Here is a 23,920-nt window from a genome sequence, read left to right as displayed (position 1 = left end):
CCCGCCGTTTATTGGCAGGTCAGCATCGCCCTCATGCTGTCCGGTGCGGGGTATGGCGTCATTATCGGACCAGTTACCGTACTGGCCGCCGGCGACTTCTCTGGCAAGCTCCTAACCGCCTCACAAAGCGTTATTGGTGTTTTCCGCCAAATTGGCACCTCATTAGCCGTCGCCATTTTCGTTTCCGCCCTATCCGCCAATATTTCTACCGCTAAAACCACCGTTTCTCACCATGCTGAACAGGCCGTGGCCGCGTTAACCATTCCGGCTAAGGCCAAACGAGACACCCTAAAAGCGGTCAATCACCAACTAGCTACTGAACGTGTCAGCGCATCATCACCGACCATCTTTATCAGCGCTCACGCAACCCGGCAGCTCATTCAAAACCATTACCAAACCGCTCTACAACAGGCACATGCGATGCAAGCACCAGCACAAATTAAGCACCAAATTCACACCCAAGTTAGCCGCCGTGTCAGCCAACAAGTCCGTCAGGCCAACCGGGCACTCAACCGCACTGTGCGCGGGATTCATCGGGATGCCAAACGCCAACTAACGCGGGCCTTTATTCGCCCATACCAACTAGCGATTCCTTTTGTCAGCCTCATGTTAGGCGTCCTCTTCCTTTTCAAATCACGGCGCCGTTATCACCGTCAACTAACTACCAGAACGGAGTGAGAGTTGATGAATCCACTACAAAAAAACACTTGGGAAACCATCCAGCAAACGACCGTTACTGACCTACGGATTGCCCGGCAACACTTGTGGCTTAATGTTGGCACCTATCTTGGGCTCTTTGTCATCGAACTTAGTTGTGCCCAGCTAGCCCATTCACAAGTTCTGCGCGCGGATGCATTTAACAATCTCTCGGGAATTTTCTCCACCAGCTTGCTGATGACTGGCCTTTACATGGCCGCTAAAACTCACGACAACGATCTGTGGGGCGCCCCTATTGCGCCCAGTGAACAGCTGGCTATGAGTCCGCGAATTCAACAATCCCGGTTTCGCTTCGAAACCCTTTACACCTTAGTGGCTGGCTTAGTCATGGTGGAGATTGCCGGCGATATTATTTACCAAGCAACTCGGGCGTTATTTTCTCCCATAACGCCAGTACTACAATCGCGGATTGCTGGCATTGGTGCTGGACTTTCAACGCTTATCCTCCTCTTATTGTGGCTAGCCAATCGGCATTGGGCCCATCGTTTAGCTAACACCGCCCTAGTTGCCGCCGCTGAAATTTTCCAACTGACGCAACAAGTTGATACTCTCATGAAGCAAACCTTTAATGTGGCCGTCGCTGCTCTAATGGTCATTTCCAGTGACCAGCTGCCATAAGGCGCCACCAGTCGTGCGGACCAATTAATCGGTAATATTTTTGTAATTCTTCAATGCCCTAAATCACGGGGTTTTCATGCTCTTTCACTACATTTTTTCAGAATTAAGTGCTTACACTCTACGGAATAAATGATATAGTAAGGGTAAAGTCTTAACCATTGACTCGTGAAGGGGTGGCATTCCATATGTTACAACAATATAAGAATATTCTGGTTCCCGTTGACGGTTCCAAAGCAACGCAACCGGTTTTAGAAAAAGCAATCGAAGTTGCTAAACGCAACAAAACGCATCTAGATATTTTAAACGTGTTGGAAGTTAACCAATTTAGCGATACCTATGGTGGTGCCGTTAGTGGTGACGTCATTTACAAGCTTTCTCAAGACGTTCAAGATCGCCTTGATGCACTCAAGCAACAAGCAATCAACGCCGGGGTAACGGACGTCAGCATTCACGTTCGGTTTGGTAATCCTAAACCCGTAATTGCACGCGAATTCCCGGCTGATCACAAGTCCGAATTAATTGTGATTGGATCAACTGGATTAACTGCCGTTGAACGCCTGATGGTTGGTTCTGTGACCAACTACGTTAGCCGTTCTGCAATTTGCGATGTATTGATTGTTAAGCCAGAAGCTACCAAATAACGAATAAGTACGTTAAGGCCGGGACCAGCTCCCGGCCTTATTTTATGCTCACACGGGCTTCACATTGACCCATGTAAAAGGAGGTGCCGCCGTGCACTGGACTTATACGCAGCAACTGCCAGCCACTTATATAGCTACGCCTTTACGACAACAACTCATCGATTGGCGGCTCCCCAGTCACCTGATTCACGATCTTCGCATTCATCAGCGCGTGCTCATCAATGGGGCTTATCGCTCAATGAATCAGCTCGTCTATAGTGGTGACACCGTGCAATTAACCTTTTTACCCGCTGACTTTAAAGAGCCCTTTCCCAATGTTGATCCCGATAGTGCCGCCACAGTGGCCGTTTTGTATGAATCAGCTGACTTGTTAGTCATCAATAAAACGCGTGGCAGCAAAACGCACCCTAATCAACCGGGAGAACGGGGAACCACCTTGAATCACGTGGCGGCCTATTTGGGACCTAATCAACCGGGACCTTATATTCTCAGTCGTTTAGACCAAGAAACGACTGGGGCACTGCTCATGACCAAGACCCCCGCTGTTGTGCCCATCATGATTCGACACATCGCTGATAAGCAAGTGCAACGCACCTATCTAGCTTGGGTCCACGGCCATTTGACTGGTGATGGTGTCTTTACGGATCCCATCGGTCGCGACCCACTGGACAAGCGTAAACGCCAGGTTAACGGCGACCATGCGCAACCGGCGGTAACTCACTACCACGTTTGCGATCACCGCGAACAAGCCACACTCATTCAACTCCGTCTAGAAACTGGCCGGACCCATCAACTACGGGTGCACTTAGCCGCCGCGGGCCACCCACTGATTGGCGATCCTTTATATGGCACAACGACCGATACCAATCGCTTACGGTTACACTGTTGGCAACTCACCTTCCCACAGCCATTCGCCGTTAACGATGCCCGCACAACCGTCACTGCACCCGTACCAGATGATTTTGACCAATTCAGTTAGTACTTAAACGTCGAAATACAGCCGATGTCGTCGTTTAGCCAACGTGTCACTAAAAACCTGTTACACTAATTCTAGAAGTTTGGGGGGGATTGCATGCAACGCCGACAGAAGGCCGCTCTCATTATTCTGATCGTGTTACTCGCTATCTTGTTAATCTGGGGAACGCTTAATTTAATTAGATAGTTAAAGGCGCGAGAAATTAATCTCGCGCCTTTTAGTTTCTATTTTTTATTATTGTGCGGTATAACCACCATCAACTACGAACTCCGCTCCAGTTGAGAAGGACGACTCGTCAGAAGCCAAGTAGACCGCCATATTGGCCACCTCACTAGCCTCACCTAAGCGGCCAACCGGATGCAATGCTTCTAATTGTTGCCGCATCTCAGGGTAAGCATCGACCATCGGCGTGTGAATATACCCAGGGTGAATCGAGTTAACTCGGATGGGATAATGTTGTTCCGCGCAGTACAGTGCTGCGGATTTATTCAGCATTCGCACACCACCCTTAGCCGCATTATAAGCAAATAAATTCGAGATCCCGATGAGTCCCGCAATTGATGACAGATTAATAATGGACCCACCATCAACTTTCATGTGAGCAATTGCGTGCTTAACGCCATACATCACGCCGTCCAGATCAACAGCCAAGACTTTGTGCCAACTATCTTCCGTCACTTCTTCGGCATTGTTAAAGCTCAGGATTCCGGCATTATTCATTAAGACATTCACGGGACCAAACGCCTCTTCAGCGGCCTTAAAAACGGGTTCCCATTGCGCTTCATCCGCAACGTTTTGCTTCACAAAAATGGCCTTATCCTGACCGATCTCTGCCAAGGCTGCTGCGCTACTGTGCTCATCGACATCTGTGATGACGATCTTCGCGCCTTCCTTAACGAATGCCTTGGCTGTTGCTAAACCAATCCCTTTAACCCCACCAGTAATAATTGCGACTTTACCATCTAAACGTGCCATGAGTCATTTCCCCTTTTCCAAAGTAAACTTGGTTGACTGGAACAGATACAGACATCGATGATACACTTCTAGTTTAGAGGTTCGCTCACAATTGTGCAAGCGCTTACAAATAGTTATTTACCGCTTTTATCTAACCCTTGACAACTAAAAAAACCGGAGTAACCACTCTCCGGTTCCCACTAGCATCATTAGAGTTGCAACATAATCACAGTTTGTAGTCAGGATAACGCTGTCACTCAAATCAGCTTCATCTCAATATGTAGGTATTGAGCTATTCAAATCACTTTTAGTTAATTAAAACTAATCGTGCCGTGAAGATTATTCTAATCAACACTGATCAAAATAGCCTTCACAAAGTCAAGAACCCGCAAAACCACAAAATTTTTCGGCTTCTCTGAAAGATTGATTGGTATTACAAGTATCAGTATATCAGACAGCAGTAGAAATGCAAGCGTTTTCAGACCTTTAATTTATTCACCGAACTTACACTAACCAAATTCTTCTCAGCGTTAACTTTGTGAAAAGTTAGGCCGCTGTCTAACCACCCAATCGCCCATCACTTTTAGGTAATGCCACCATCAGTTGCCCCCAATGCAACTTCAATTGTAAGGTTGACGTGGCTTTTGCCGGTAAGTTTTCATGCACATTAGAAAAATCTAATATTCCTTGGTTAGAAGTTACCCGGTGATGTCCATCCAATCGCGCATCCTTAGGAATCGGGAAGGTCAGTAACCAGCGAAGTTGCTTAGCCGTTTCTCGTAATTCAAAGGTCACTAGCGCTGGCTGTTGACGACTAAGCACCGGCAATAATGCTGGTAAGGTCTCATCAACCAATTGTCCCATTTTCTTAACCGTGGTCACCGTTGCCGTCAATGGCTCCGGCACTTGAACATACAACTGGACGCCAGCACGTTGCGCCAAGAGATAGTTATGATACAACTGAAAGCGTAGCCCCACACTAGGCACGTTTTCCAAATCCTCGACCGTTAAATCAGCAGCGTTACTGGTTTCCCAACCGGAACGAATGTCGATATAAAGTTGCCGAAAGCCCGCGTAGTCTTGATCCTCTAGGTAACCGCCTAAGCCGACTAACATGTTTTGATAGTCATGTTGGAACTTACGAACGACTCCCATCTGGCGATTCAGCTCGGCCGCGTACTGCTCACGAAAAGCCTGCTGCTGACTTTGCATTTGTGTATGTTGTGCTTGTAAGTGGGTCTGCATCAACATATAAGTACTCAAAGATAGCCCAATTACCAACGTACCAGCAACTCCACCTAAGAAAAACAGATACTGAGCTGAATTATTCAAAGATTGCAATGAATATTCAAATAAAATGTAAACCGTGGCCAATGCCGACATAAAAGCCAAGAATAAATACTCAGTCGGCCGGCCTAGCATCGACTGAATCAGATTTTCCATTGGTGCTCGTGTTAACCAGAGACCCGAGGCAACCAGTGCCAAAACAATATTGTTAAGTACCAGCTCGACCAACGTCCCCCACAGGCTCGTCGCAAATCCCATGCCGGTTAACCAAATCATTAATGCTAACACGGTTAAGTCTATAAACTCAACCAGTAAATAAGCCAGAATTGATACATCAATGAATGCGGGTAAATACTCTGTTTGGTGCCGTACACCTAATAAGAAAAACTCAAATCCCAATAGAAAAATAACTGATAATGCACCGCCCATCAGCATACTATTGAACGTAAAGGGGTTCCATATATCAATCACTGTATAAACAATGGCAACTAAAAAGCAAAATAGAGATATATGTTTAAGGACCGTCAATTCGGAAAACCAGTAGTATTGAAAATAAACAAACCAATAGACCATCGAAAAATCTGCCAACGTAAAACTCAGCATGCTTACCGTTATCACGCAACTCGCCCCCCTGACTTCAACAAGATTACCGTAAAGTACAATCGGTCGTGTTTTAATGCCAATTGCAAAGCCGCTCCGGGGGTTTGCGCGATAATATCTTGAACGGTACGCAGTCCCTGGCCGTGTCCGGCGCCTTTAGTGGTATAACCGGCCGCCATGATGTGATTTAATTGCGGCGGATCTTGTGGGGAAACCGGGTTAGCCACTGCCAATTCTACCGCATCGGGATAATCCAAAATCGCGCAATGAATTTCCCGTCGTTGACCATCGCTCCCCGCCTCAATCGCATTGTCTAGGAGAATCCCCATCACACGTAATAATTGCACATTATTCATCGGTACCGCCTGAATCGACTCCGGAATTTCTAACCGCAAAACCAACCCGCGACCTTGCGCGACCAATAACTTTTGAAACAGTAAGCTTTTCAGTGAGGGATCATTCAAACGTTGTAACCCCTCAGCTTCTAATCCGGCCATCTGGTTCGTTGCCTGCCACTGCGAATTCAGTGTTTGGTAATACGCGCTTAACCCGGCGTAGTCCTTGGCATCTAGGTAATCCCCCAAACGCAGCATCTGCTGCTGATATCGCTGCTTAAATGCCCGAATCGCTTGTACTTGGTCGGATATTCGCCGATCATAGCGAGTCCGCAACAGGGCTTCTTGGAAGCGCGCCTGCACCCGCTGACGGTGAAAAAAACTCTGTAGAAAAATAAACAAACTGGCACTAATTGATAAGATCATCACCAATTCAATACTTAAATCAAACGTCAACATGGCGTGAGAGACGGCGAGATGATGAATAATAATGGAAGACAGTTGTGCGAGCGTTGCTAGACTAATCAGTAATGCCATAACGGTCCATTGTTCCTTGCGGTTGAGCGCCAGCTCCTCTAGATTTCCGGGTTGCAGTCGCATACCCGAAACAGCTATCGAGAAAAGCGTATAGACAACAATCTGAAAAACCAAGCTCAGTGTAATCACTGGGATTGATTGACTAACACTCCACCCAAAAATTTCAATCGTTACGGCCCGAACCACATCGTTCACCATGACCACGACTAAAAAAATCACGATTGTCGCATTCACAAAAATCAGCGTCAATCGTGGCTGGTGATGAATTAAATACAATAGCGCACTGATTGAAGGCAATAGTAGCGCCCACGATTGGCCAATCACTGCCGGGATCAAGGCCCAGCCCATCCACTTTAAAGGTAGTTTCCAGTTTTGGGGACGAATAACACCAACCCATAAAGTGATGAACCATTGCATTGTCATTGCCAAGACAAAGTTGATCCAAAAGTGCGTATCTAATAGCTGCATGCCTGATCACCTTCTTAGGACTTCAAATGCTTCTGAACCAATGTTTTAACCTCATGAAACCGCCGGGTTGCGACGTCCGTCTTATCCCCATTGGGAAAAATCAACCGCCGCTCATCATTGTCGATTCCCACCACATTATCCAAATTCGCCAGAAAGCTTTTATCCGTTCGATACAGTTCTGAATACTGATCCGCAATATCTTTTAAGAATCCGGGGAACTCAACCAGCTGACTCGCTGCGTGAACAATGACTTTATGCGGCGTTTCGGCCGTTTCCACAAAGTACACGTCCCCCATTGGTAGGCTAAACGTCCGCCCCCCGATCATATAGCTGAAGAGGTTTTCGGTATTACCCAAATAATTGGTATACCGTTCATAACCGTAGTCGATATTCTCACGTAATTTTTGATAAATTTGTTCTGGACCCAGGTCTTTTACCACGAAGTCCATTGGTTCAACTTTCCGCTCAAAGGTGAGCAATGCCATTTCAGAGTGTGTCGTAACAAAAACAATTTCCGCAAATCCCAGCTGTTGCCGAATTCGAATCGCCGTTTCCAGCCCGGTCAGTTTTTCCGCTGGGAACTCAATATCCAAGAAAAACAAGGCATACTCAGGTGGATTACGCGTTAGCTCCGTTAATAATGCCTTAGGGCTCGGTGTTGCTAACCTAACTTGCATATCATAATCATTAATCATGATGTAGCGCTGAACCACTCGCGTATATAATTTTAATTGTTCGGGATTATCCTCACAAAGATAGACGGCTAACAAAACTTATCACACCCTTTTTACCATGTCCGTTAACATCTGTCTCCACTAATGTAACCTGAATCTCATCAGTTTGCAAACGTTTGCTCGTCACTTTTCGCATCGAAAAAAAAGGAACTACCCCCCATGGTAGCCCCCCTTTCTAAGCAAATCTTGAACCTTACTACCGGCTAAATTAGCACTCCCCCAAGTTCTAACTAGTCAAACACCCTCGGATCATCCAATAACCATCGCTCACTCTTTGGACATTGGCAACACCGAACACACCGGTTACCCACACAGTTTAACGTTCAATCAGACCGCTTATGTTGTTTAGAGAATCATCAGGGGCGTTCCATCAATCTGGCTTGTGTGTACTAACACATACTTTAACCGATTGACCGACGAAATCAGTTGTCGAAGAACTGACCCCCTTCCAACTGTCACTACTTTAACATGGATCACTCACACCAATTAGGAACTGGCACAAACGTCCATTTTTGCACGATAACGCCGAGAAAAACGACACAATTTAATTGTGCCGTAACGAATAAGCTAAAAATCCACCCAAAATGAGTGGCCCTACAAACACCAGTACCACATCAATTAATCCGCGCCAATACCAAACCAACGCTGTTTTTGGTGCAGCCGTCAGCCGCGGTTCACGGGCCTTAGGCGCCATTTTCTCGTAAACCGATGCAGTCTTATCAGCCGCACGTTGCGCTCGTGTCCGGCGCCGAATAGTTGGTGCCTGCACATCTCGGTTATCCTCCAAGATGACCCATTTCGCAAACGGAAAGCATAGCCAACACACGGCAAACCACCAATCGGCCATAGTCCAGCCTGGTAACAACCGCCATTGTGTATAATTCAAATGACCCAGACTAGCAACCACTAAAATAAATAGTAAGCCGATGCCAGCCTGTTTCAACCAATACTGCCAGGTTAATTTCATAGTGGGGACTCCTTTTCTTTTACAATTGCATTCGTTAAAATGAATTTAATCGTTACCGATTAGGGGAAATATCATGCCAAGTTCACACGATTTCAATCCAATTACAGCGGCCGGCTACCAAGACCTGCAATCAAAAATTGCTGCCCTTGAAGCCGACCGGCCAGAAAAAATTGCCATTCTAGCTGAGGCCCGCGCCCACGGCGATTTATCCGAAAATGCCGAATACTCAGCCGCTAAACGGGATTTACGACATTTAGAGAGTCAATTACGCTTTTATACCAAACAACTCCAATATGCCAAGGTAGTGGCGCCCAGTGACTCTGCTGTGGTTGAACTGGGCAAATGGGTCACCGTAACCTTTCTGGACGACCATGAGCAAGCAACCTACCAGCTGGTAGGGACACAAGAAGCCGACCTAGCAGCTGGGAAGATCACCCGCGTATCCCCTTTGGGCAAAGCCTTACTCGGCCACCAACCCGGCGATACGGTCACTATTTTAGCGCCGCACGCCAGTTACCAGGTCCAAATTAATCAAGTCCAGTTAACCTTAAAATGAGAATAGCCTTAGTATACCATTAAAAAAACGCGTCTGGGACCGTTGTCCAAGGCGCGTTGTCTTCAATTAGTTTATTGATAGATCAATTTCAAACTGGTGATATCCCCGTCTGATAACTGGGTTTGCCCGTGCGCCACCGGATACATGACCGATAATCGGGATTTACTGTGATCGAGTCCCAAGGCGTGGCCGAGTTCATGGACGGCAACCGCATCACTGTACGCTTGCGAGTAATCGCCATTGAGGCTGGCTTCCGCATGATTAACACTCTTGGTACCCCAATCGGTTGTCGTCTGAATGATTTCTGGGCCACCATGCCCCAGCTCAACGAATTTTGATTGACTGGGCATGTGTTTATGGTAAACGGAGAAGGTAATCTGATTGCGGCTACCCCAATTGCCGCCCGCGACCAAGTGCACCACGCCGGTTTGATTATAGACATCTACAGCATCACTAAAAACCTGCTTGCCGTTAGCATTTAACTGGTCGCTGAACTGATAGTGGTAAGTTTTATTCAGACTCACGCCTTGCACAATATCCTCAACGGGCGTGGCGTTCTTAGGTACCTTGAATGAGTGCGCGTGCGTAACCACTTGTCCCTGGGGCGTCATTGCCCCCGAAACTTGGTTGCGCACTTGATTAATGGTGGTTGTCAATTGTGGAAACCGGCCACTGCGGTACCCTAACCCGATAACCAGTAGACCCCCTAACAACCCTAACAAAACTCCCCGACCCCAACGCATGCTCATTCCCCCCTATTTTTTAGCCACTTAACTATTTATTATTTATAGCACAACCGTTTCTTAAATCATAGGGTTAATTTAAAGGGATGACCGGCAAATTGCCCGATCATCCCTTTCTCACGTCTATTCTTCATCTAAAGAGACAAACGTGTTATAGTTCAAATATTGGTAATGGAGACGCATGTTTGACACTTCAAAGGGGGTCCCATCATCGAGGAAGAAGACCCCTTCCATGATGCCTACCGGTTCGACCGGCTTTAAATGTAACAAGGTCTGATCCTCTGCCGTTGAGGGCTGCGCTTGAATTGACATGAAAGACTTAGTAACGACCTTCCCCTGACTCTCCAAATAGTTAAAAATGGAGCCAGAGACTGTGGCCTTCGATAAATTCGGCGCAATCTTAATGGGAATGTACCCCGTCTCAATCATGAACGGCTGGTCATTAAACGTCCGCAGCCGCTTGATCTCATAAACGAAATCGCCATCTTCCAAAAAAAGATCCTGTTGAATTTCTTTATTGGCTGGAACCACGTCAAACTGTAGCAATTGAATGCCTGGCGTCTTGCCAGCAGACTTCATACTATCCGTGATTCCCAAATTTGAACCCTCATATTGAAAAATTGTTTGGTTTTTCATATATAATGGGTTAATGAAGGTACCGGACCCTCGTTTTTTAAAAATAATCCCTTGATTGGCGAGCACACTCAAGGCGCGCTTCACCGAGCTGCGACTAACCCCATAGGCTTCGCTCAGACTACGTTCGTCTGGCAAGCGCTTATTGGGAAATTCATTTTGATGAATGCGTTGCTTCAAGTCGCGCATCACTTGTCGATAGACTAAATCTGCCATGGTATCTCCTCATACTCTTTCAACTTGACGTGTCACTGTCTAAGAGTATAGCAGGTTTTACGTGTGGTGTCTGCTTTTCTCCAAAAGCAACCCGGTCCAGCTATTTTTAAAGTGCGGTCCAATCCATATACGAAAGGTGACCAACATGGCTAAGAAAAAGAAAGGCAAGCGACTCCATAAGACGCTTGTCGAACAGATTCTCGATAAAAATAAAATTTCCTACAAGCAATACGAATTTGCTACCCACACAAAGGGGGACGTCGCCCAGATGGAGGTCGATCACGACCAAGTAGACGAACACCACATTTATAAGACCTTAGTTCTCAGTGGTCCCACCACCGGCCCTGTCGTCGGTGTGCTCCCAATTGATGAGCATCTCGATGAAAAGAAGCTCGCCAAGGCCTCCGGCAACAAGAAGGTTGATATGGTCCCCCTCAAGGACCTCGTCAAGACGACTGGCTATGAGCATGGGGCCAACACCCCCGTTGGCATTTGGGAAAAGAACCACTTCCCCATCTACTTCGACAATTCAGCTCAGGAACAGGGACAAATCTTGGTATCCTCCGGTCAAATTGGCCGTTCCGTGGAACTCGATGCTACCGAATTGGCAACGCTCGTTCACGGCACATTTACGGATCTGCTGGAGTAACGGATGAATACTGACTTAGGTCTGATTTTTAAAAATCTCGGCATCGTGGGGCTAGATGTCATTGTCATTCCCTTTCTCTTCATCACGGTCCTAACCTACCTCAACCGAGATACCAAACGGTTCTTGGCTAACGGCTTTGGCCTCAACAGTGAACTATATCTGGGCTTTCTCGGCATCTTCTTTCACGAGCTAAGTCACCTATTAACGGCGCTAGTCTTCGGGCATCGCATCGACCGAGTCCGCTTGCTCAAACGCCCCCATCCCGATCAGCCAGGCTTTGACGGCCAACCTGATCTTGCACTGGGTTACGTCAATCACTCATGGAATCAGCGGAATTGGTACCAAACAACTGGTAACTTATTCATCGGCATTGCGCCAATTTTTGGCTGCGCGGCCGTGCTACTGGGGCTAACTGCTTTGCTGGTTCCCAGTCTATTTCAAGGGATGCTGACACTGATTGCCAACCCCTTTGCACTTGACTGGGGCGGCTTCCGTCAAGCACTCGGTGGTGATACTCATGCCGGTTTACGATGGACACTGATGCTGGTTTTATCGCTAAATATTAGCGTTGGCGGCTTTGATCTGAGTACCGCTGACTTTGCTAACTCGCGGATTGGCTTCATTGGTTTTGTCACACTAGTTACGATCCTAACGGTTGGCTTAACCATGCTTAACCACGTGGCGGCATTTCTTAAAATCGTTACGGCGGCCATGATCCTACTCGCTGTTGTCTTGAGTTATGCGTTACTGGTCTCACTGATCACCAACCTTCTAGTCCGATTAGCCTTACAGATTAAAGATCATTAGCACGCAAAAAACAGGACATTAAACGCTGACAGTTTAATGGCCTGTTTAAGTTATGCTATTTTGTTTTTACGAACGTTTTGTTAGCAGTAATGTAATGGCCATTGGTTAATTGATAACGATTGACCAAGCCGTTGCGAACAATTATCCGCCGAATTTTTAACACTTTTCCTTTGGAAATCTTATAAGATCGGCCCGTCAGGTTCTGATGCTGATAGCCCCTAATACCTGAGCGAGCAATCACGCGAACTTGACGGCTGTGTGGTCGGCCTTGGTAATACAGATTTGTCACTAACCGTGGATTACCAGAAATATATCCGCCAGCAACTTTGTATCGCTTAACGCCCGTCAGGCGATTACTCGTGTTACGTGAATAATCTGTGTAGCTAACTTTGAAGACGGCCCGCTGTTTACGTTGATAATGACGGTTCTTTTTATCCAGATTAACCGTTTGATAGCGATTCAAAGCGCCTTTAGCCATAACGTACTTCGGATAAGTAACCGTTCCCAACTTAACCAACTTCCGATTAGCCGTGACATAGTTGCCATTACTTAATTGGTAACGCGTCGTCAATCGATGCTTAACGATCCGTTTAACTTTCAGCAACTGCCCTTGCCGTAAATGTCGCGTTCGTTGGGTCAGGTTCTTATTTTTATACAAATTAACACCTTGCGGATTAATGACCGTCACCGTTTGATGTTTCGCCTGATAATAAACGGGCCGCACGTAGCTGCTCTTAGCGGTGATATACCCGGTCCGTCCGTCAGTGTGTCGATACTGGTGATTAACGTCTCGCACCTGGTAACGCAATAGGCCCGCTTTCGATCTTGCATAGCCAGTGACGACAAACATTGGTCGATTAACTCGCTGTTTACGGACATAGCCGACAGTTCGTTCACCCTTTTTAAACGTGGGGTGTTGATACAAGTAGACCTTCTTCAGTGCGTATACCACTGTTCCTTTTTTCAAACCCGGTTCAGGCTTTGGTGGTAAATCAGGATCTGGTTTAGGCGTTGGCGTCGGTGTTGGCTCAGGTTCAGGCTGCGGCGTTGGCGTCTTTTCCCAACTGATCGGATAATATTGCGTCCCAGCAACCCGTAAAGAATTGCCATTAGCATATTTAATGGTCTCAGGGTAACCATGGGCCAATTGATTCGCCACAATAATCCATTTATCAGTAGAAACCAGACCAGTAGCTAACGTTGTGGTCCCTTGCTTCTTAATTGCGTCCCACTGACTGGTTCTCGCATTCCAGATACGTGTGCTTGTTTGAACGGGTTCTCCGTCCATGCCCTTTACCTGTGTTGGAACCTTGACCTCAGTATTCTCAGTAAATCCTTCTGGATCAATTTGAACTTTATCGGAAAATACTTGGTACTCGTCAGTTGCAAATACATCGGTATTTTTGATTGGTCCACTATTAAAAAATGAAAAATCCGTGATCCGTTGATTAGACAAGTTAAATCCAAAATCTTTAACCGTTTTGTTTGCCTCATAGGCCCGATTAAAAAGTGGCGCTAACTTATTCAAATCATCATTTACCAATCCCGCACGATTGGCATTACCGGTATTACCAACAATTTCCACTTGATTAAACGCTGTACCGGCAGGCATGTCATGAAATTTAAGCGTATTTAGAACTTCAAAATCATTGGTATGCATCCCGTCCTGCTGAATGCTGAGTTGAGAAACGGTTAGGCCGGCAATTGGTGCTAATGAGACACCCGCCTGAATATTCAATCCCAAATAATAAATACCATTAGGTAACTCATTCAGACTTTCCAACCCTTTCAACGACGTCAAATTTTCTACTGCCTGTGGAATCGCCGAAATATAAGGCTGCCCTTTAAAATGTCGAATATCACCGTACGTGATTGTTCCGCTCCTGATTCCCATGGAATCTGCCACAATCTTTTGTAGCGCTGGATCACCAAAACTCACCTCATCGGTGTCCGGCTTATCTGCATTGACCTGCGAACTTGCATTAGCATCAGCCCTTACAGACGCCGGATTTTGTGCTATACAGCCACCTACTATCAAACTAGCCGCAACTAGTCCAATTTTCATTAATTGCTTCATCGTCGCCACTCCCCCTTTGGTGTATGATCGATCTCACAATTAAGCAAAATGATTACAATCCATTTCCCACAATTCAATTGGGAGATAGGCTTCATTCCAAATAATAAGTTAATCGTCATTGCCCAAAAGTCAGCGATTAGAGCGATTGACCTGATCAATTCAATCGATTTTGGTCATTATGCCAATCTAATTATCGGGTAATCTAAATTCACTTGTTAAAAGGAAGCAGTGTTAACCATATGCCTATACCGCCATTTTCCCATATTTGAAAATTAAATACAACAATAAAATATAAACTATGCAATTATATATGGTATACATTTATATTCACCGTTAATTTAGTAACTCTTGCAGTGGCAGCAATCACTAGGAGTTAACTCTCCTGACGATACTAGTTGGTCGTATTTCGTAACTGACAATTAAAAGTCATTTATATTTGACATGCCGACCTGATTGGACCATACTGGCAATGTCAAATATAGATGACATTTGTCAAAAGGAACGTTGTCGTGAACCGAGTTAAAGAGTACCGTAAGCAAGCTGGTCTGACGCAATTTGAGTTGGCTAAGAAAATTGCCGTTGCGCGACAAACCATCAACTTAGTAGAAAACGATAAATACAATCCATCCCTGGATCTATGTCTTCGACTGGCCAAAGCCCTACACACGGACTTAAATCAGTTATTCTGGGAGGAATGACCATGACTAACCAAGAAAGTCTTTGGGATAAAATTGTGAAACACTTTTACGGAATTTCGGGGAATTTTGATGAATATAAACGTCAAGAAGTTAATCGGATCGGGAACAATGCCTTCATGATTTCCTGGCCGATCTTGCTCATCGCACCAGTGGTTGCCTGTTTTTGGGCAGAAAGTTCGCCAGAAAATGCCTTGCTGGGGCTAATCTTAACGAACTTTTTTTACTTCACGTTAGTGGTCTTGCCCTATATCGCCTGGGCCAGCCGTCATGCAGGCTTAACTACTCACGAAATCAGCTATCAGGATCGGCACGTAGCCTACCGGCATATCTTTTGGGTGTCGGTGGGACAGGCACTATACTTTTTCATTCTGGAATCTTTAGTGATAGCTCTAACCGACACGGTCTTTGATGGCACTAACTTTTGGCACGACCTAGGGTCCATGCACCAGTTCACCAAAACAGGCCTTACCAGCATCTTATTTGGTGCCGCCATGGGGTTGGTTTCCGTATCCCGGCTTAAAAAGTATTAACCACAAATAAGGGTTCAGGACAAATGGTCCTGAACCCTTATTTGTGGTGTTCACTTTTTCAAAACGTTTACCCAAAGACAAGTTACTTATCCGTCGTTTGATACCGAAAAACAATCGTATAGAGAATAAAGTTCAACAGGCCCAAGACTAAGATTAAACCAAATGCCAGTTGACTCCCCACCGCCGTTTCATGGGCATAAGACATTTGCCCATTCTTAACCGACGACATCAAGGCCGCTAAAATGGTTGTCCCCAGTGACCCCGCAAATTGTTGCCCCGTGTTATAAATCGCATTGGCATCCGCACGTTGCTGGATGGTTACTTCTTTTAACCCGTTCGTCATGGTGTTACTAAATGCCATCGAGCGACCAATACTAAAGACAATGTACAGTACCGCGATAATGATCACACTCAGGTGCTGGCCCATCAGCGTAAAACCAAGCGCCGCCAGCACAAATAGACTGTTTCCCAACAAAATGGGAAGCCGAGCACCATGGGCGTCTAGCAAATGACCAAACCACGGCTGGCAAACCGCTGTAATCAAGCTTCCTGGTAGCAGCATTAAACCACCAATCAGTGAGCCAGCGCCCACCACGATTTGCGCGTAATTCGGCAAGGCAAAGTTGATCCCAATATTACAAAATTGCAGACTCACATACGCAAAGAAACTGTAGGTGAAGACCGGATTTTTAAATATTTCCAATTTTAATAGTGGTTGCGCACTCCGTTTGGCAACTTGCACATAGCTCAGAATGGCAACGATGGCTAAGAGCACCCCGCCTAGGAACTGCCAACTCAGCCAGCCGGCCGTACTCAGACTATTGACACCTAGCATACAGCTAATAAAGGCCACCGCCAGCAGGCCAAATTGTTTCCAATCAAAATGGACCGGTCGGACGTCACTAACTTGACGAATCGCCCCATACCCCAAAATTAGAATCAATGCTTCAATCGGTAACGTAGACCAAAAGATCCAACGCCAACTACCGAGGGCCACCATTACCCCACCAAAAGTTGGACCACTAGCGGGGGCAATCATCAAAATCAGTCCGGCCATCCCCATATAAAAACCTAATCGGGCGCGGGGAACCGTCTCTAAGACCACGTTAAACATCAACGGAATGGCAATTCCAGCACATCCCGCCTGGACAATCCGACCCAATAATAAGATCCAAAAGTTAGGTGCGAACGCACAAATCAGGTCGCCCAAAATAAATAAAGAGGCCCCCACCACAAAGAGTTGTCGGTTTTTAAACCGCTGATGCAAGAAGGCCGAGGTAATCATCAGTAAGGCTACCGTTAACAAATATCCCGTCGTAATCCACTGCACGAGATTTAAAGAGACGTGCATCGTCTTCATTAACGTGGGGAAGGTCACATTCATCGAGGTTTCGACGAGAATCCCCACGAAGGCCATCAAGGCAACGGCAAAAATTGCCACCAGTTCCTTACTAGTGACTTTGGTTGAATTAGACAAAACAAGTCGCTTCCTTTTCATTCATTTTCATCGAAATTATAATCGCTTCTCTATTTATCATACGCATCTTTTTCCGCCAAGTCATGCCCTAAATTGGACTTTTTCACAAGCGAAAGCGGTTAATCAAAACTTTTTTAACTGAAACCCTTTCCAATTGTTTTCATATTCTTGACTTATTTTTCTGAAAGTCTTACGATGTTCACGTGAACAAATCAAGAGAGCAGAAAAGGGGATTATCAAATATGCGTGTATTCAAAACTGTTGTTGCTATCGTTGCTGTTGTTGCTGTTTTAGGTTCTGGTGCTTTTGCCACTAAGGCTTGGGCTGATTCCAGTGCCGCAACCACGAGTCAAGTTAACCACAACCACTCCCTTTCAACGACTTACAAGGAATTGGTTCAAAAGCAAATCGAACCACTACAATAAATGAAAGCTACTGAAAGGCCCCACCGTCACGACTTGACGATGGGGCCTTTTTTTAGACTGCCATACTTTTTACAAAACAACCGCGTCAGTGGTGCTCTGGGCAACGAAGGCTTTGATCTGAGCAACCATAGCGGTCGTCACTACTCGACCGAACTGAACTTCTTCGTCTGTTCCAATCATATTGAATCCAAGTGACAGTTCACCTTTAAATGTGCTGCAAGCCACTTGGAACATGGGGGCCGTCCGAAATGAGCCGGTTAACAGACACTGGGTCACCGGTAACTGGTCAAAGACTAATCGCTGATCGTCGATAACCCCAAAATTTGTGTAACCAATCTCGCGCACGTGATAGTTGGCTTCAACAATCTGTTGAAGTTCATGAATTCCCAGCGTTTGGTATTGGGCCATCAGTGACCGAACCGAATCCAAGAATTGATCTCGCTGTTTCAACTGCGTCATTTCCGTATGCATCTTCTGCACTGCTGTTCCAATGGGTTCATCACTAGCCGATGTTATCACCGGATTATACCGAGCCGTATGGTTAGCAATCCTTAAATCGTGATTATGCTTGATGGCTTGCCGCATATCAGTTGGACATGCGATCGCCAAGGTTGTATTTCCCTGATTGTAGGCCTGAATGGTCTTACCAAAAGTGGCTAACAAGACATCATTGACCGTCACGCCCTGTTCATGAGTGGCTGCCAGCAAGTCCCGCGTTAACTGTTGGGAAAGCCGTAAACCGCTAACTTGAGGCCGTTGCTGTTCTGTCGAAGCCGCTGCTAACTTAGGTAATTGCAACGGTTGGGCGGGGTGATCCACATTCCCCGTTTGCGGTGCGGGGTGACTGGCCAACAGTTCTTTTAACCAGCTCAACTCGACCACATTTTTCACACCCGTAATGGCTACTGGGCCACGATTATAGCAATCGCTTAAGAGATAAAGGTATTGTTTAAATCCACTCCCATCGGTCAAAATATGACTGATCGTCAGCGTTAGTGTAGTTTCCGAAGATGTTGCCTGCACCTGAACTCTGAGCTGTGGTTGCGTAAACCAGTCCGGCGTATCATCTAACGGTGCATCAGCTGGCACTTCTTGTACCAGTGTTGAAGCGTCAGTGACCACTGGCTGCCAACTATTATCGGCTAGTTCGTAGCGGCAAAAGAGTTCTGGCACCACTTTAGCTGTCAAATTAACGGCCTGAATTAACCGCGATACATCCAATTGACCGGCCAATTTCAACTGACAGCGGATGACCGGGTACAGGGCCTTTAGCCCAATCGTGTGCAAAATATTTAGTGGATTATCATTCATGTGACTCACTCCTTTTCTAGCGTTTGCTCCGATTACCTCAATAATAAACCCAATTGGGCTTCAATTGAGATGAAACTCGTTTAGTTTTAAATTGGGCAAAGAACTGCCCGCCCTTTGGTCACGGTAAATGAGCTGGAACGTACCGGACACGACTTTAAGCTCCACACTTGTGGGTTTCAAGGATCGAAGTCGCGCCCCCAAGACTCGCATGAGACCCGCGTCTGGAAAGCATATCATTGATCCAAAAAAGGTATCGTCCAACCAAGCTCACCGGCTGTGGCTAGACAATACCTTCATGCAATCACCAATTAAGCCTTGGCGGTCGTCTTAAATAATTCGTCCGGTGTCTTGTCTGGGAAGAAACCGAAGAACTTATAAGCATTGTTGTAAGAAATATCTTGAACAATTTGACCCAACGCTGCTTCATCGTTTGGTACACGCCCTTGTTCGGCTAACTTACCGTAGAAGTTGCAAAGCACCCGACGGAAGTATTCGTGACGTGGGTAAGACAGGAAGCTTCGAGAATCTGTCAACATCCCAACAAAGTTTGGTAACAAGCTTTCTTGTGCGAAGATCCGTAACTGGTTGTCCATACCTTCAGCAGTATCATTGAACCACCAACCGGCACCCAATTGTAACCGTTGTTGGCCACCTTCTTGGAAGGCTCCCATCATCGTTGCCAATTGCATCCAGTCATTATCATTCAAGGAGTAGAAGATACTCTTTGGAATATCGTTGCTGCTACGCATCTTGGTGTACAGCTTTTGCAATTCACCTGCGATGTCTGGTTGGGTCCCAACGGCATCGTAACCCGTATCAGCACCTAACTTGTCAAACATTGGCCGGTTCAAATCCCGGATGGAGTTCACGTGGAACTGCATGGTCCAATCGAATTCCTTGTTTAACTTCATCAGGTTTTCCAATAGCATCGTAATGTATTGGTCCAATTCCTTAGGTGTTAAGTCTTCGTTGTTAACCCCTTTGTTAACGATTGCATCCAATTCACTATCTGTGGCTTCAACGAAGTGATAAGTCAACAGTGAATGGTCAGACAGCCGGCCACCCATCTCATTAAAGAAGGTAAAGCGTTGGTGCAAGGCTTTAATAATGTCCTTGAACGAACTGATTTGAACACCGGAAATATCACCTAATTCTTTCAGGTAAGCCGCAAAGCCGTCCCGATCGATTTGGATCAACTTGTCAGGTCGCATAGCTGGTAATGTCCGGAAACCATTTTCAGCTTCGTCCTTCTTGATTTCCTTGTGGTAATGCAAGTCAGACGCTGGGTCATCCGTCGTGCAAACAGCCTTGACGTTAGAGTTCTTGATTAAGTTACGTGGCTTGAAGTCTTCCGTTTGAAGTAAGGCGTTGGCCTTTTTCCAAATTTCTGGCGCAGTCTTGCGACTGAAGACCTCATCAATGTGGAAGAAGCGTTTCAATTCCAAATGGGTCCACTCGTACAGTGGGTTCCCCATGGACTTTTCAATCGTTTCAGCCCAAGCCATGAATTTATCATAGTCGTCGCCGTCACCGGTGATCAACTTCTCTGGAACACCATTGGCCCGCATCAAGCGCCACTTGTAGTGGTCACCATAAGTGCCTTCGTTTAGCCAAATCTTGGTGATGTTTTCGTAGTTCTTGTTTTCATAGATTTCTTCTGGGTTCAAATGGCAATGGAAGTCAATGATTGGCATGTTTTGTGCGTAATCGTGGAACAGCTTCTTGGCCATGTCGTTTCCGAGTAAGAAATCGTTGTCCAGCAAGTCCATTAGTCTTGTCCTCCTTAATTAATGAAGAATCATCGTGATTATTCGTTGATTTTTGGTTCGTACTTCGCTTGAACTTCTTCCTTTGTCTTGGCTAAGCCTTGGAGTAAGTCGAGATGTTCTGCGATGTGAATGTTCAGGTACTTGTCATACAAGTCTTGGTTTTCTTTCAAGATCTTGAAGAATTTATCACGGTAAACGTATTCGTAACTCTTTTGCGCATTTAAGAGTGAGCCATACATGGTGTGCAGAACCTGACGTGAGTCGTCGCCTTCCAGCAAAGTCATAACATTGCCTTCGTTAATGGTTTCTGGCTTAGGTGCCTTACCATCCGTTTGGGCATTGAAGACATAGAAGGAAGCCACATCATCCAAGTTTTCATAAGCAAACTTGTACATTTCAACCATGAACTTAGGATCAACGTGGGCAATTACCCGCAATGCTTCCAACCAGTTCGTTCCGGCAGTCTTAACGTGCCAGCCATGCTTCTTGGACAAACGACCAATGATTTCATAAACAGACAGCTTATCGGAACCAGAGTGGATACTCAACTTGTAACCAAAGTGTTCGGCGATAGCTTCGTGAACCACGTATTCGTCTTCAAAGCGCTTAACGTCACCAATGTAATCAATCGCCTTTTGGAATTCACCATAGAACTTAGGGGCCAACGTTTCTGGCGTGATGCCTTCACGGTTCAATTCATTCGCAAAGAAGTAGTGGTTAGCTGGTGTCGTTGGCACAATCGTTTCATCCATGGAGATTTCAAAGTCCAAGTTGTAAGGAACAATGAACTTGTGGTAGATAAAGATGGCATATTTAACGGCACCGAAGAAGATCAAAACAGATTCTTCCAGGTCACGCTTGGAGAAGTGAACCGCAGCATCGTCGCTGATTTGGAATGTCTTGTCTAAATAAGTTTCGTTGAAACGGTCAACCAAGTCCTTGTTTAAGGCGTTGTACTTCGCATCCAACTCTTCATCAGAGAAGTCGGCAACTTCGTTGTGGATCTTTTCAGTCGCATCCAAGGTAATCATGGTGCAACCGGCTTTAACCGCATAGTCCACTTCGTGTGGGTTCTTAACGTGGTCACCATCGTCAACCCAGCCGTCCGTATAACCTTCTTCAAAGACTGACCAGCCGGCATCTAATAAGACGTCCGTTTCGGTCCGGTTCATCAAAAGTAATTCACGAATGGATTGTTGTGCTAAGACTGGCACAATCCCACGGCCCTTGAATAAGCGTAAATGAGCGTTAGAAGCATTACCTAACCGGTCACCTAAACCAAAGGTGTACTTGTAACCATGACGAGAGGTTGGCTTGATCCAAGCAAAGCGTTTAGCTAAAGCGTGCCAGTTGGTTTCGTTTAAGTCACCAATGATCAACGTCTTGTTAGCATCTTGGATACTATCCTTAGCGTCAAATTCCTTGGCGTCATCACGATCTTCGTAGACCACTAACGTTTTAACCGTTTGCTTGTTTTGTGTTTCGTGCAAAATGAAGTAAACATTGCGCCGTTCTACTTGAATAGAAGGGGCGTAAACTTCCTTGTCTGATAAGTTATCGTAGTTACCTTGTGCGTCGATAATTTCATAAACGTCTGAAACTAATTTTTGTAAATCCATCAATATTGCCTCCAATATAGTTATCTAAACCATTTTTAAGAAACATAAGACCTAATTATTTAAGGTTGCCACTAATCTTGCCGTGTTCCCAACGACCATGATCCAAGTCATCAGCGACTTTGGCAAAGTTCTTGTCATCCAGTTTGTATAAGAAACCGATGACAACTGCGGCGACTAACAAACAAATTCCTGGGTACAGCGTCATCGCTGCTTTAATCCCATTCAAAGCTTCTGGTGTTTGCTTAGCGTTGGCCACGTAACCCGTTAAGGCCAAGACACCGGCACTAACCAAAGCAGCTAAGGACTGTGCTAACTTCCGTGAGAAGTTAAATGCGGCGTAGGTAATGGCCTCTTTCCGGACACCGGAACGCCATTCACCATAATCAATCGCATTAGACACCATGGCCCACGTAATCCCGTTTGGAATGGCTAACGCTGTGTAACCAATTGTTACCAAGACAACGAATGTAATTACGTTGGATGGTAAGAAGTAGTTCAAGATGTTAGCAGCGGCCCCGATAACGAAGCTCCACATTGCCGTCCGCTTTTGACCAAAGTGCTTAGTCAACGTCGGAATCATGAAGACCCCAACGATGGAGCAGCCCATCATGATAGCGTTAACAATTGGCTGCAAGCCAATATTACCTAAGTTGTATTGTGCGTAGAACACCATCATTTGGTTGTTGGTGTTCATGGCAGAAATGGTAAACAAAGTCATCAGAATCAAAGCACCCAGTGGACCGTTCTTGAAGATAACGCGGATGTAATCTTTGAAACCTTCCTTTTTGGCACTCTCACCGGTATTCCGGTGAACTTTGACGTTTTCCTTAGTCCCTAAGAAACAAACGGCAAACATCAAGACCCCGATAACCGCAAAGACGGCAGCGGCCCAGAAGTACCCGTGTTCTTCCTTAACACCGGTATTCCCATTGGCAATCATTCCCATCAATGGGATAAAGGCAACCCCAGCAATGAATTGCGCACCAACCGAACCAACTTGACGAGAAGTTGCCATGAAACTCCGGTCTTGCGAATTCCGAGACATGACAGATGCCAACGAACCATACGGGTCATTGGTAAACGAGTAAACCAGTCCCCAGATCATGTAAGCTGCATAAGCATAAATGATCTTCTGCGTTCCACTCAAACCACTTGGCATGGTGAACGTGACCACCGTCATGATCCCTAAGATAATTGCAGAAATCATCATGACGGGTCGGAACTTACCTTGCTTCCCAATTTTCTTACGATTATCAATCACCGATCCGGCAATGGGATCCATGAAGGCATCAAAGATCTTGGTGAAAGCAAAGATTCCGGCAACAGCCCCTGCACCAATACCACAGGCGTCAATCCAGAACTTAGTCAAGTAAGCCTGACCTAAGTCAAACATGAACCCGTTCCCAAAATCACCAAAACCATAGGCGATCTTTTCACGAGTGGGGATCTGCTTAGACGAGTCATTAATCATGGCCTCATCTTGTGTACTTACGTCTGCTTCTGGATGAGGATTTGTTGCTGCATTCTCACTCATTCGAGCACCTCCTAAAATTATCAACAGCCAAATACAAAGCGG

At 45.9% G+C, this 23,920-nt stretch carries 22 protein-coding genes and 1 pseudogene; 10 read left to right on the top strand and 13 right to left on the bottom strand.

Annotated elements, in window-relative coordinates:
- From FC61_RS12540 to FC61_RS08430, 4 genes and pseudogenes are all read left to right on the top strand, one after another.
- Nucleotides 1-678: pseudogene (locus FC61_RS12540) on the top strand (MFS transporter); the annotation flags it as partial.
- 6 nt (nt 679-684) lie between these two features.
- Nucleotides 685-1,335 (top strand): cation diffusion facilitator family transporter, encoded by a 651-nt coding sequence (locus tag FC61_RS08440; RefSeq protein ID WP_021742400.1) that lies wholly within the window; start codon nt 685-687, stop codon nt 1,333-1,335.
- Between the two features lie 185 nt (nt 1,336-1,520).
- Entirely contained in the window at nt 1,521-1,976 is a 456-nt protein-coding gene (locus FC61_RS08435; protein ID WP_021742399.1) for a universal stress protein, read from the top strand.
- Between the two features lie 91 nt (nt 1,977-2,067).
- Nucleotides 2,068-2,955 (top strand): RluA family pseudouridine synthase, encoded by an 888-nt coding sequence (locus FC61_RS08430; protein WP_042516687.1) that lies wholly within the window; start codon nt 2,068-2,070, stop codon nt 2,953-2,955.
- Between the two features lie 231 nt (nt 2,956-3,186).
- Here the strand turns inward: FC61_RS08430 and FC61_RS08425 are convergent, their stop codons facing one another.
- From FC61_RS08425 to FC61_RS08405, 5 genes are all read right to left on the bottom strand, one after another.
- Complete coding sequence (locus tag FC61_RS08425) at nt 3,187-3,927, bottom strand: glucose 1-dehydrogenase (RefSeq protein ID WP_021742397.1); 741 nt, start codon at nt 3,925-3,927, stop codon at nt 3,187-3,189.
- A gap of 537 nt (nt 3,928-4,464) precedes the next feature.
- Nucleotides 4,465-5,811 (bottom strand): hypothetical protein, encoded by a 1,347-nt coding sequence (locus FC61_RS08420; RefSeq protein ID WP_035464937.1) that lies wholly within the window; start codon nt 5,809-5,811, stop codon nt 4,465-4,467.
- Nucleotides 5,808-7,133: a GHKL domain-containing protein gene (locus FC61_RS08415; protein WP_021742395.1), complete on the bottom strand. Its 1,326-nt coding sequence runs from the start codon at nt 7,131-7,133 to the stop codon at nt 5,808-5,810. Before FC61_RS08415 ends, FC61_RS08420 begins: the two co-directional genes overlap by 4 nt.
- A 14-nt stretch (nt 7,134-7,147) precedes the next feature.
- Nucleotides 7,148-7,903: a response regulator transcription factor gene (locus FC61_RS08410; RefSeq protein WP_024525915.1), complete on the bottom strand. Its 756-nt coding sequence runs from the start codon at nt 7,901-7,903 to the stop codon at nt 7,148-7,150.
- Between the two features lie 508 nt (nt 7,904-8,411).
- Entirely contained in the window at nt 8,412-8,834 is a 423-nt protein-coding gene (locus tag FC61_RS08405) for a hypothetical protein (RefSeq protein ID WP_021742392.1), read from the bottom strand.
- A 73-nt stretch (nt 8,835-8,907) separates the two neighbouring features.
- On the opposite strand from FC61_RS08405, the gene greA reads away from it, so the two are divergent.
- Nucleotides 8,908-9,390 (top strand): transcription elongation factor GreA, encoded by a 483-nt coding sequence (gene greA / locus FC61_RS08400; protein WP_021742391.1) that lies wholly within the window; start codon nt 8,908-8,910, stop codon nt 9,388-9,390.
- Between the two features lie 71 nt (nt 9,391-9,461).
- On the opposite strand, the gene FC61_RS08395 is transcribed toward greA, so the two are convergent.
- Together FC61_RS08395 and FC61_RS08390 are read right to left on the bottom strand one after the other, a co-directional pair.
- Nucleotides 9,462-10,133 carry a matrixin family metalloprotease gene (locus FC61_RS08395; RefSeq protein WP_035464936.1) on the bottom strand — a complete coding sequence of 224 codons (672 nt, stop codon included), beginning with the start codon at nt 10,131-10,133 and terminating at the stop codon, nt 9,462-9,464.
- A gap of 123 nt (nt 10,134-10,256) precedes the next feature.
- Nucleotides 10,257-10,982 carry a GntR family transcriptional regulator gene (locus FC61_RS08390; protein ID WP_021742389.1) on the bottom strand — a complete coding sequence of 242 codons (726 nt, stop codon included), beginning with the start codon at nt 10,980-10,982 and terminating at the stop codon, nt 10,257-10,259.
- Nucleotides 10,983-11,127: 145 nt separating this feature from the next.
- On the opposite strand from FC61_RS08390, the gene ybaK reads away from it, so the two are divergent.
- Nucleotides 11,128-11,631: a Cys-tRNA(Pro) deacylase gene (ybaK, locus tag FC61_RS08385; RefSeq protein ID WP_021742388.1), complete on the top strand. Its 504-nt coding sequence runs from the start codon at nt 11,128-11,130 to the stop codon at nt 11,629-11,631.
- Between the two features lie 3 nt (nt 11,632-11,634).
- The gene (locus tag FC61_RS08380; protein WP_021742387.1) at nt 11,635-12,438 is read left to right on the top strand and encodes a hypothetical protein; all 804 of its coding nucleotides are present in this window, start codon (nt 11,635-11,637) and stop codon (nt 12,436-12,438) included.
- A 55-nt stretch (nt 12,439-12,493) separates the two neighbouring features.
- Here the strand turns inward: FC61_RS08380 and FC61_RS08375 are convergent, their stop codons facing one another.
- A complete protein-coding gene (locus FC61_RS08375; RefSeq protein WP_021742386.1) occupies nt 12,494-14,515 on the bottom strand; it encodes a DUF5776 domain-containing protein in 2,022 nt (673 codons plus the stop codon).
- A gap of 509 nt (nt 14,516-15,024) precedes the next feature.
- On the opposite strand from FC61_RS08375, the gene FC61_RS08370 reads away from it, so the two are divergent.
- Complete coding sequence (locus FC61_RS08370; protein ID WP_024525921.1) at nt 15,025-15,213, top strand: helix-turn-helix transcriptional regulator; 189 nt, start codon at nt 15,025-15,027, stop codon at nt 15,211-15,213.
- 2 nt (nt 15,214-15,215) lie between these two features.
- The gene (locus FC61_RS08365) at nt 15,216-15,743 is read left to right on the top strand and encodes a DUF3278 domain-containing protein (RefSeq protein ID WP_233995610.1); all 528 of its coding nucleotides are present in this window, start codon (nt 15,216-15,218) and stop codon (nt 15,741-15,743) included.
- An 82-nt stretch (nt 15,744-15,825) separates the two neighbouring features.
- Here FC61_RS08365 and FC61_RS08360 read toward each other — a convergent pair whose 3' ends face one another.
- On the bottom strand, nt 15,826-17,241 hold the full coding sequence (locus tag FC61_RS08360) for an MFS transporter (RefSeq protein WP_021742382.1): 1,416 nt from the start codon (nt 17,239-17,241) through the stop codon (nt 15,826-15,828).
- Between the two features lie 221 nt (nt 17,242-17,462).
- Between FC61_RS08360 and FC61_RS08355 the strand changes: the two genes are divergently transcribed.
- Nucleotides 17,463-17,645: a hypothetical protein gene (locus FC61_RS08355; protein ID WP_011666958.1), complete on the top strand. Its 183-nt coding sequence runs from the start codon at nt 17,463-17,465 to the stop codon at nt 17,643-17,645.
- Nucleotides 17,646-17,714: 69 nt separating this feature from the next.
- Here FC61_RS08355 and FC61_RS08350 read toward each other — a convergent pair whose 3' ends face one another.
- From FC61_RS08350 to FC61_RS08335, 4 genes are all read right to left on the bottom strand, one after another.
- On the bottom strand, nt 17,715-18,956 hold the full coding sequence (locus FC61_RS08350; RefSeq protein ID WP_021742381.1) for a condensation domain protein: 1,242 nt from the start codon (nt 18,954-18,956) through the stop codon (nt 17,715-17,717).
- Nucleotides 18,957-19,264: 308 nt separating this feature from the next.
- Nucleotides 19,265-20,725, bottom strand: a complete 1,461-nt coding sequence (gene uxaC, locus FC61_RS08345) for a glucuronate isomerase (RefSeq protein WP_011666956.1) — start codon at nt 20,723-20,725, stop codon at nt 19,265-19,267.
- A gap of 38 nt (nt 20,726-20,763) precedes the next feature.
- On the bottom strand, nt 20,764-22,344 hold the full coding sequence (locus FC61_RS08340; RefSeq protein WP_011666955.1) for a tagaturonate epimerase family protein: 1,581 nt from the start codon (nt 22,342-22,344) through the stop codon (nt 20,764-20,766).
- 55 nt (nt 22,345-22,399) lie between these two features.
- Nucleotides 22,400-23,878, bottom strand: a complete 1,479-nt coding sequence (locus FC61_RS08335) for a glycoside-pentoside-hexuronide (GPH):cation symporter (protein ID WP_024525924.1) — start codon at nt 23,876-23,878, stop codon at nt 22,400-22,402.
- Nucleotides 23,879-23,920 lie beyond the last annotated feature (42 nt).

Origin of the sequence: Levilactobacillus brevis ATCC 14869 = DSM 20054, from assembly GCF_001433855.1 — a bacterium.
GTDB classification, from domain to species: domain Bacteria; phylum Bacillota; class Bacilli; order Lactobacillales; family Lactobacillaceae; genus Levilactobacillus; species Levilactobacillus brevis.
The sequence above is the reverse complement of the archived record's forward strand: the minus strand, read 5'-3'. Positions and strand labels throughout refer to the sequence as shown.

Excerpts from the sequence above, each read along its gene's own strand:
- FC61_RS08360 (WP_021742382.1), bottom strand. The coding sequence starts at position 17,241 with ATGAAAAGGAAGCGACTTGTTTTGTCTAATTCAACCAAAGTCACTAGT.
- uxaC (WP_011666956.1), bottom strand. The coding sequence starts at position 20,725 with ATGGACTTGCTGGACAACGATTTCTTACTCGGAAACGACATGGCCAAG.
- FC61_RS08435 (WP_021742399.1), top strand. The coding sequence starts at position 1,521 with ATGTTACAACAATATAAGAATATTCTGGTTCCCGTTGACGGTTCCAAA.
- FC61_RS08395 (WP_035464936.1), bottom strand. The coding sequence starts at position 10,133 with ATGCGTTGGGGTCGGGGAGTTTTGTTAGGGTTGTTAGGGGGTCTACTG.
- FC61_RS08390 (WP_021742389.1), bottom strand. The coding sequence starts at position 10,982 with ATGGCAGATTTAGTCTATCGACAAGTGATGCGCGACTTGAAGCAACGC.
- FC61_RS08365 (WP_233995610.1), top strand. The coding sequence starts at position 15,216 with ATGACTAACCAAGAAAGTCTTTGGGATAAAATTGTGAAACACTTTTAC.
- greA (WP_021742391.1), top strand. The coding sequence starts at position 8,908 with ATGCCAAGTTCACACGATTTCAATCCAATTACAGCGGCCGGCTACCAA.
- FC61_RS08380 (WP_021742387.1), top strand. The coding sequence starts at position 11,635 with ATGAATACTGACTTAGGTCTGATTTTTAAAAATCTCGGCATCGTGGGG.
- FC61_RS08340 (WP_011666955.1), bottom strand. The coding sequence starts at position 22,344 with ATGGATTTACAAAAATTAGTTTCAGACGTTTATGAAATTATCGACGCA.
- FC61_RS08405 (WP_021742392.1), bottom strand. The coding sequence starts at position 8,834 with ATGAAATTAACCTGGCAGTATTGGTTGAAACAGGCTGGCATCGGCTTA.
- FC61_RS08335 (WP_024525924.1), bottom strand. The coding sequence starts at position 23,878 with ATGAGTGAGAATGCAGCAACAAATCCTCATCCAGAAGCAGACGTAAGT.
- FC61_RS08440 (WP_021742400.1), top strand. The coding sequence starts at position 685 with ATGAATCCACTACAAAAAAACACTTGGGAAACCATCCAGCAAACGACC.
- FC61_RS08350 (WP_021742381.1), bottom strand. The coding sequence starts at position 18,956 with ATGAATGATAATCCACTAAATATTTTGCACACGATTGGGCTAAAGGCC.
- ybaK (WP_021742388.1), top strand. The coding sequence starts at position 11,128 with ATGGCTAAGAAAAAGAAAGGCAAGCGACTCCATAAGACGCTTGTCGAA.
- FC61_RS08355 (WP_011666958.1), top strand. The coding sequence starts at position 17,463 with ATGCGTGTATTCAAAACTGTTGTTGCTATCGTTGCTGTTGTTGCTGTT.
- FC61_RS08425 (WP_021742397.1), bottom strand. The coding sequence starts at position 3,927 with ATGGCACGTTTAGATGGTAAAGTCGCAATTATTACTGGTGGGGTTAAA.
- FC61_RS08415 (WP_021742395.1), bottom strand. The coding sequence starts at position 7,133 with ATGCAGCTATTAGATACGCACTTTTGGATCAACTTTGTCTTGGCAATG.
- FC61_RS08375 (WP_021742386.1), bottom strand. The coding sequence starts at position 14,515 with ATGAAGCAATTAATGAAAATTGGACTAGTTGCGGCTAGTTTGATAGTA.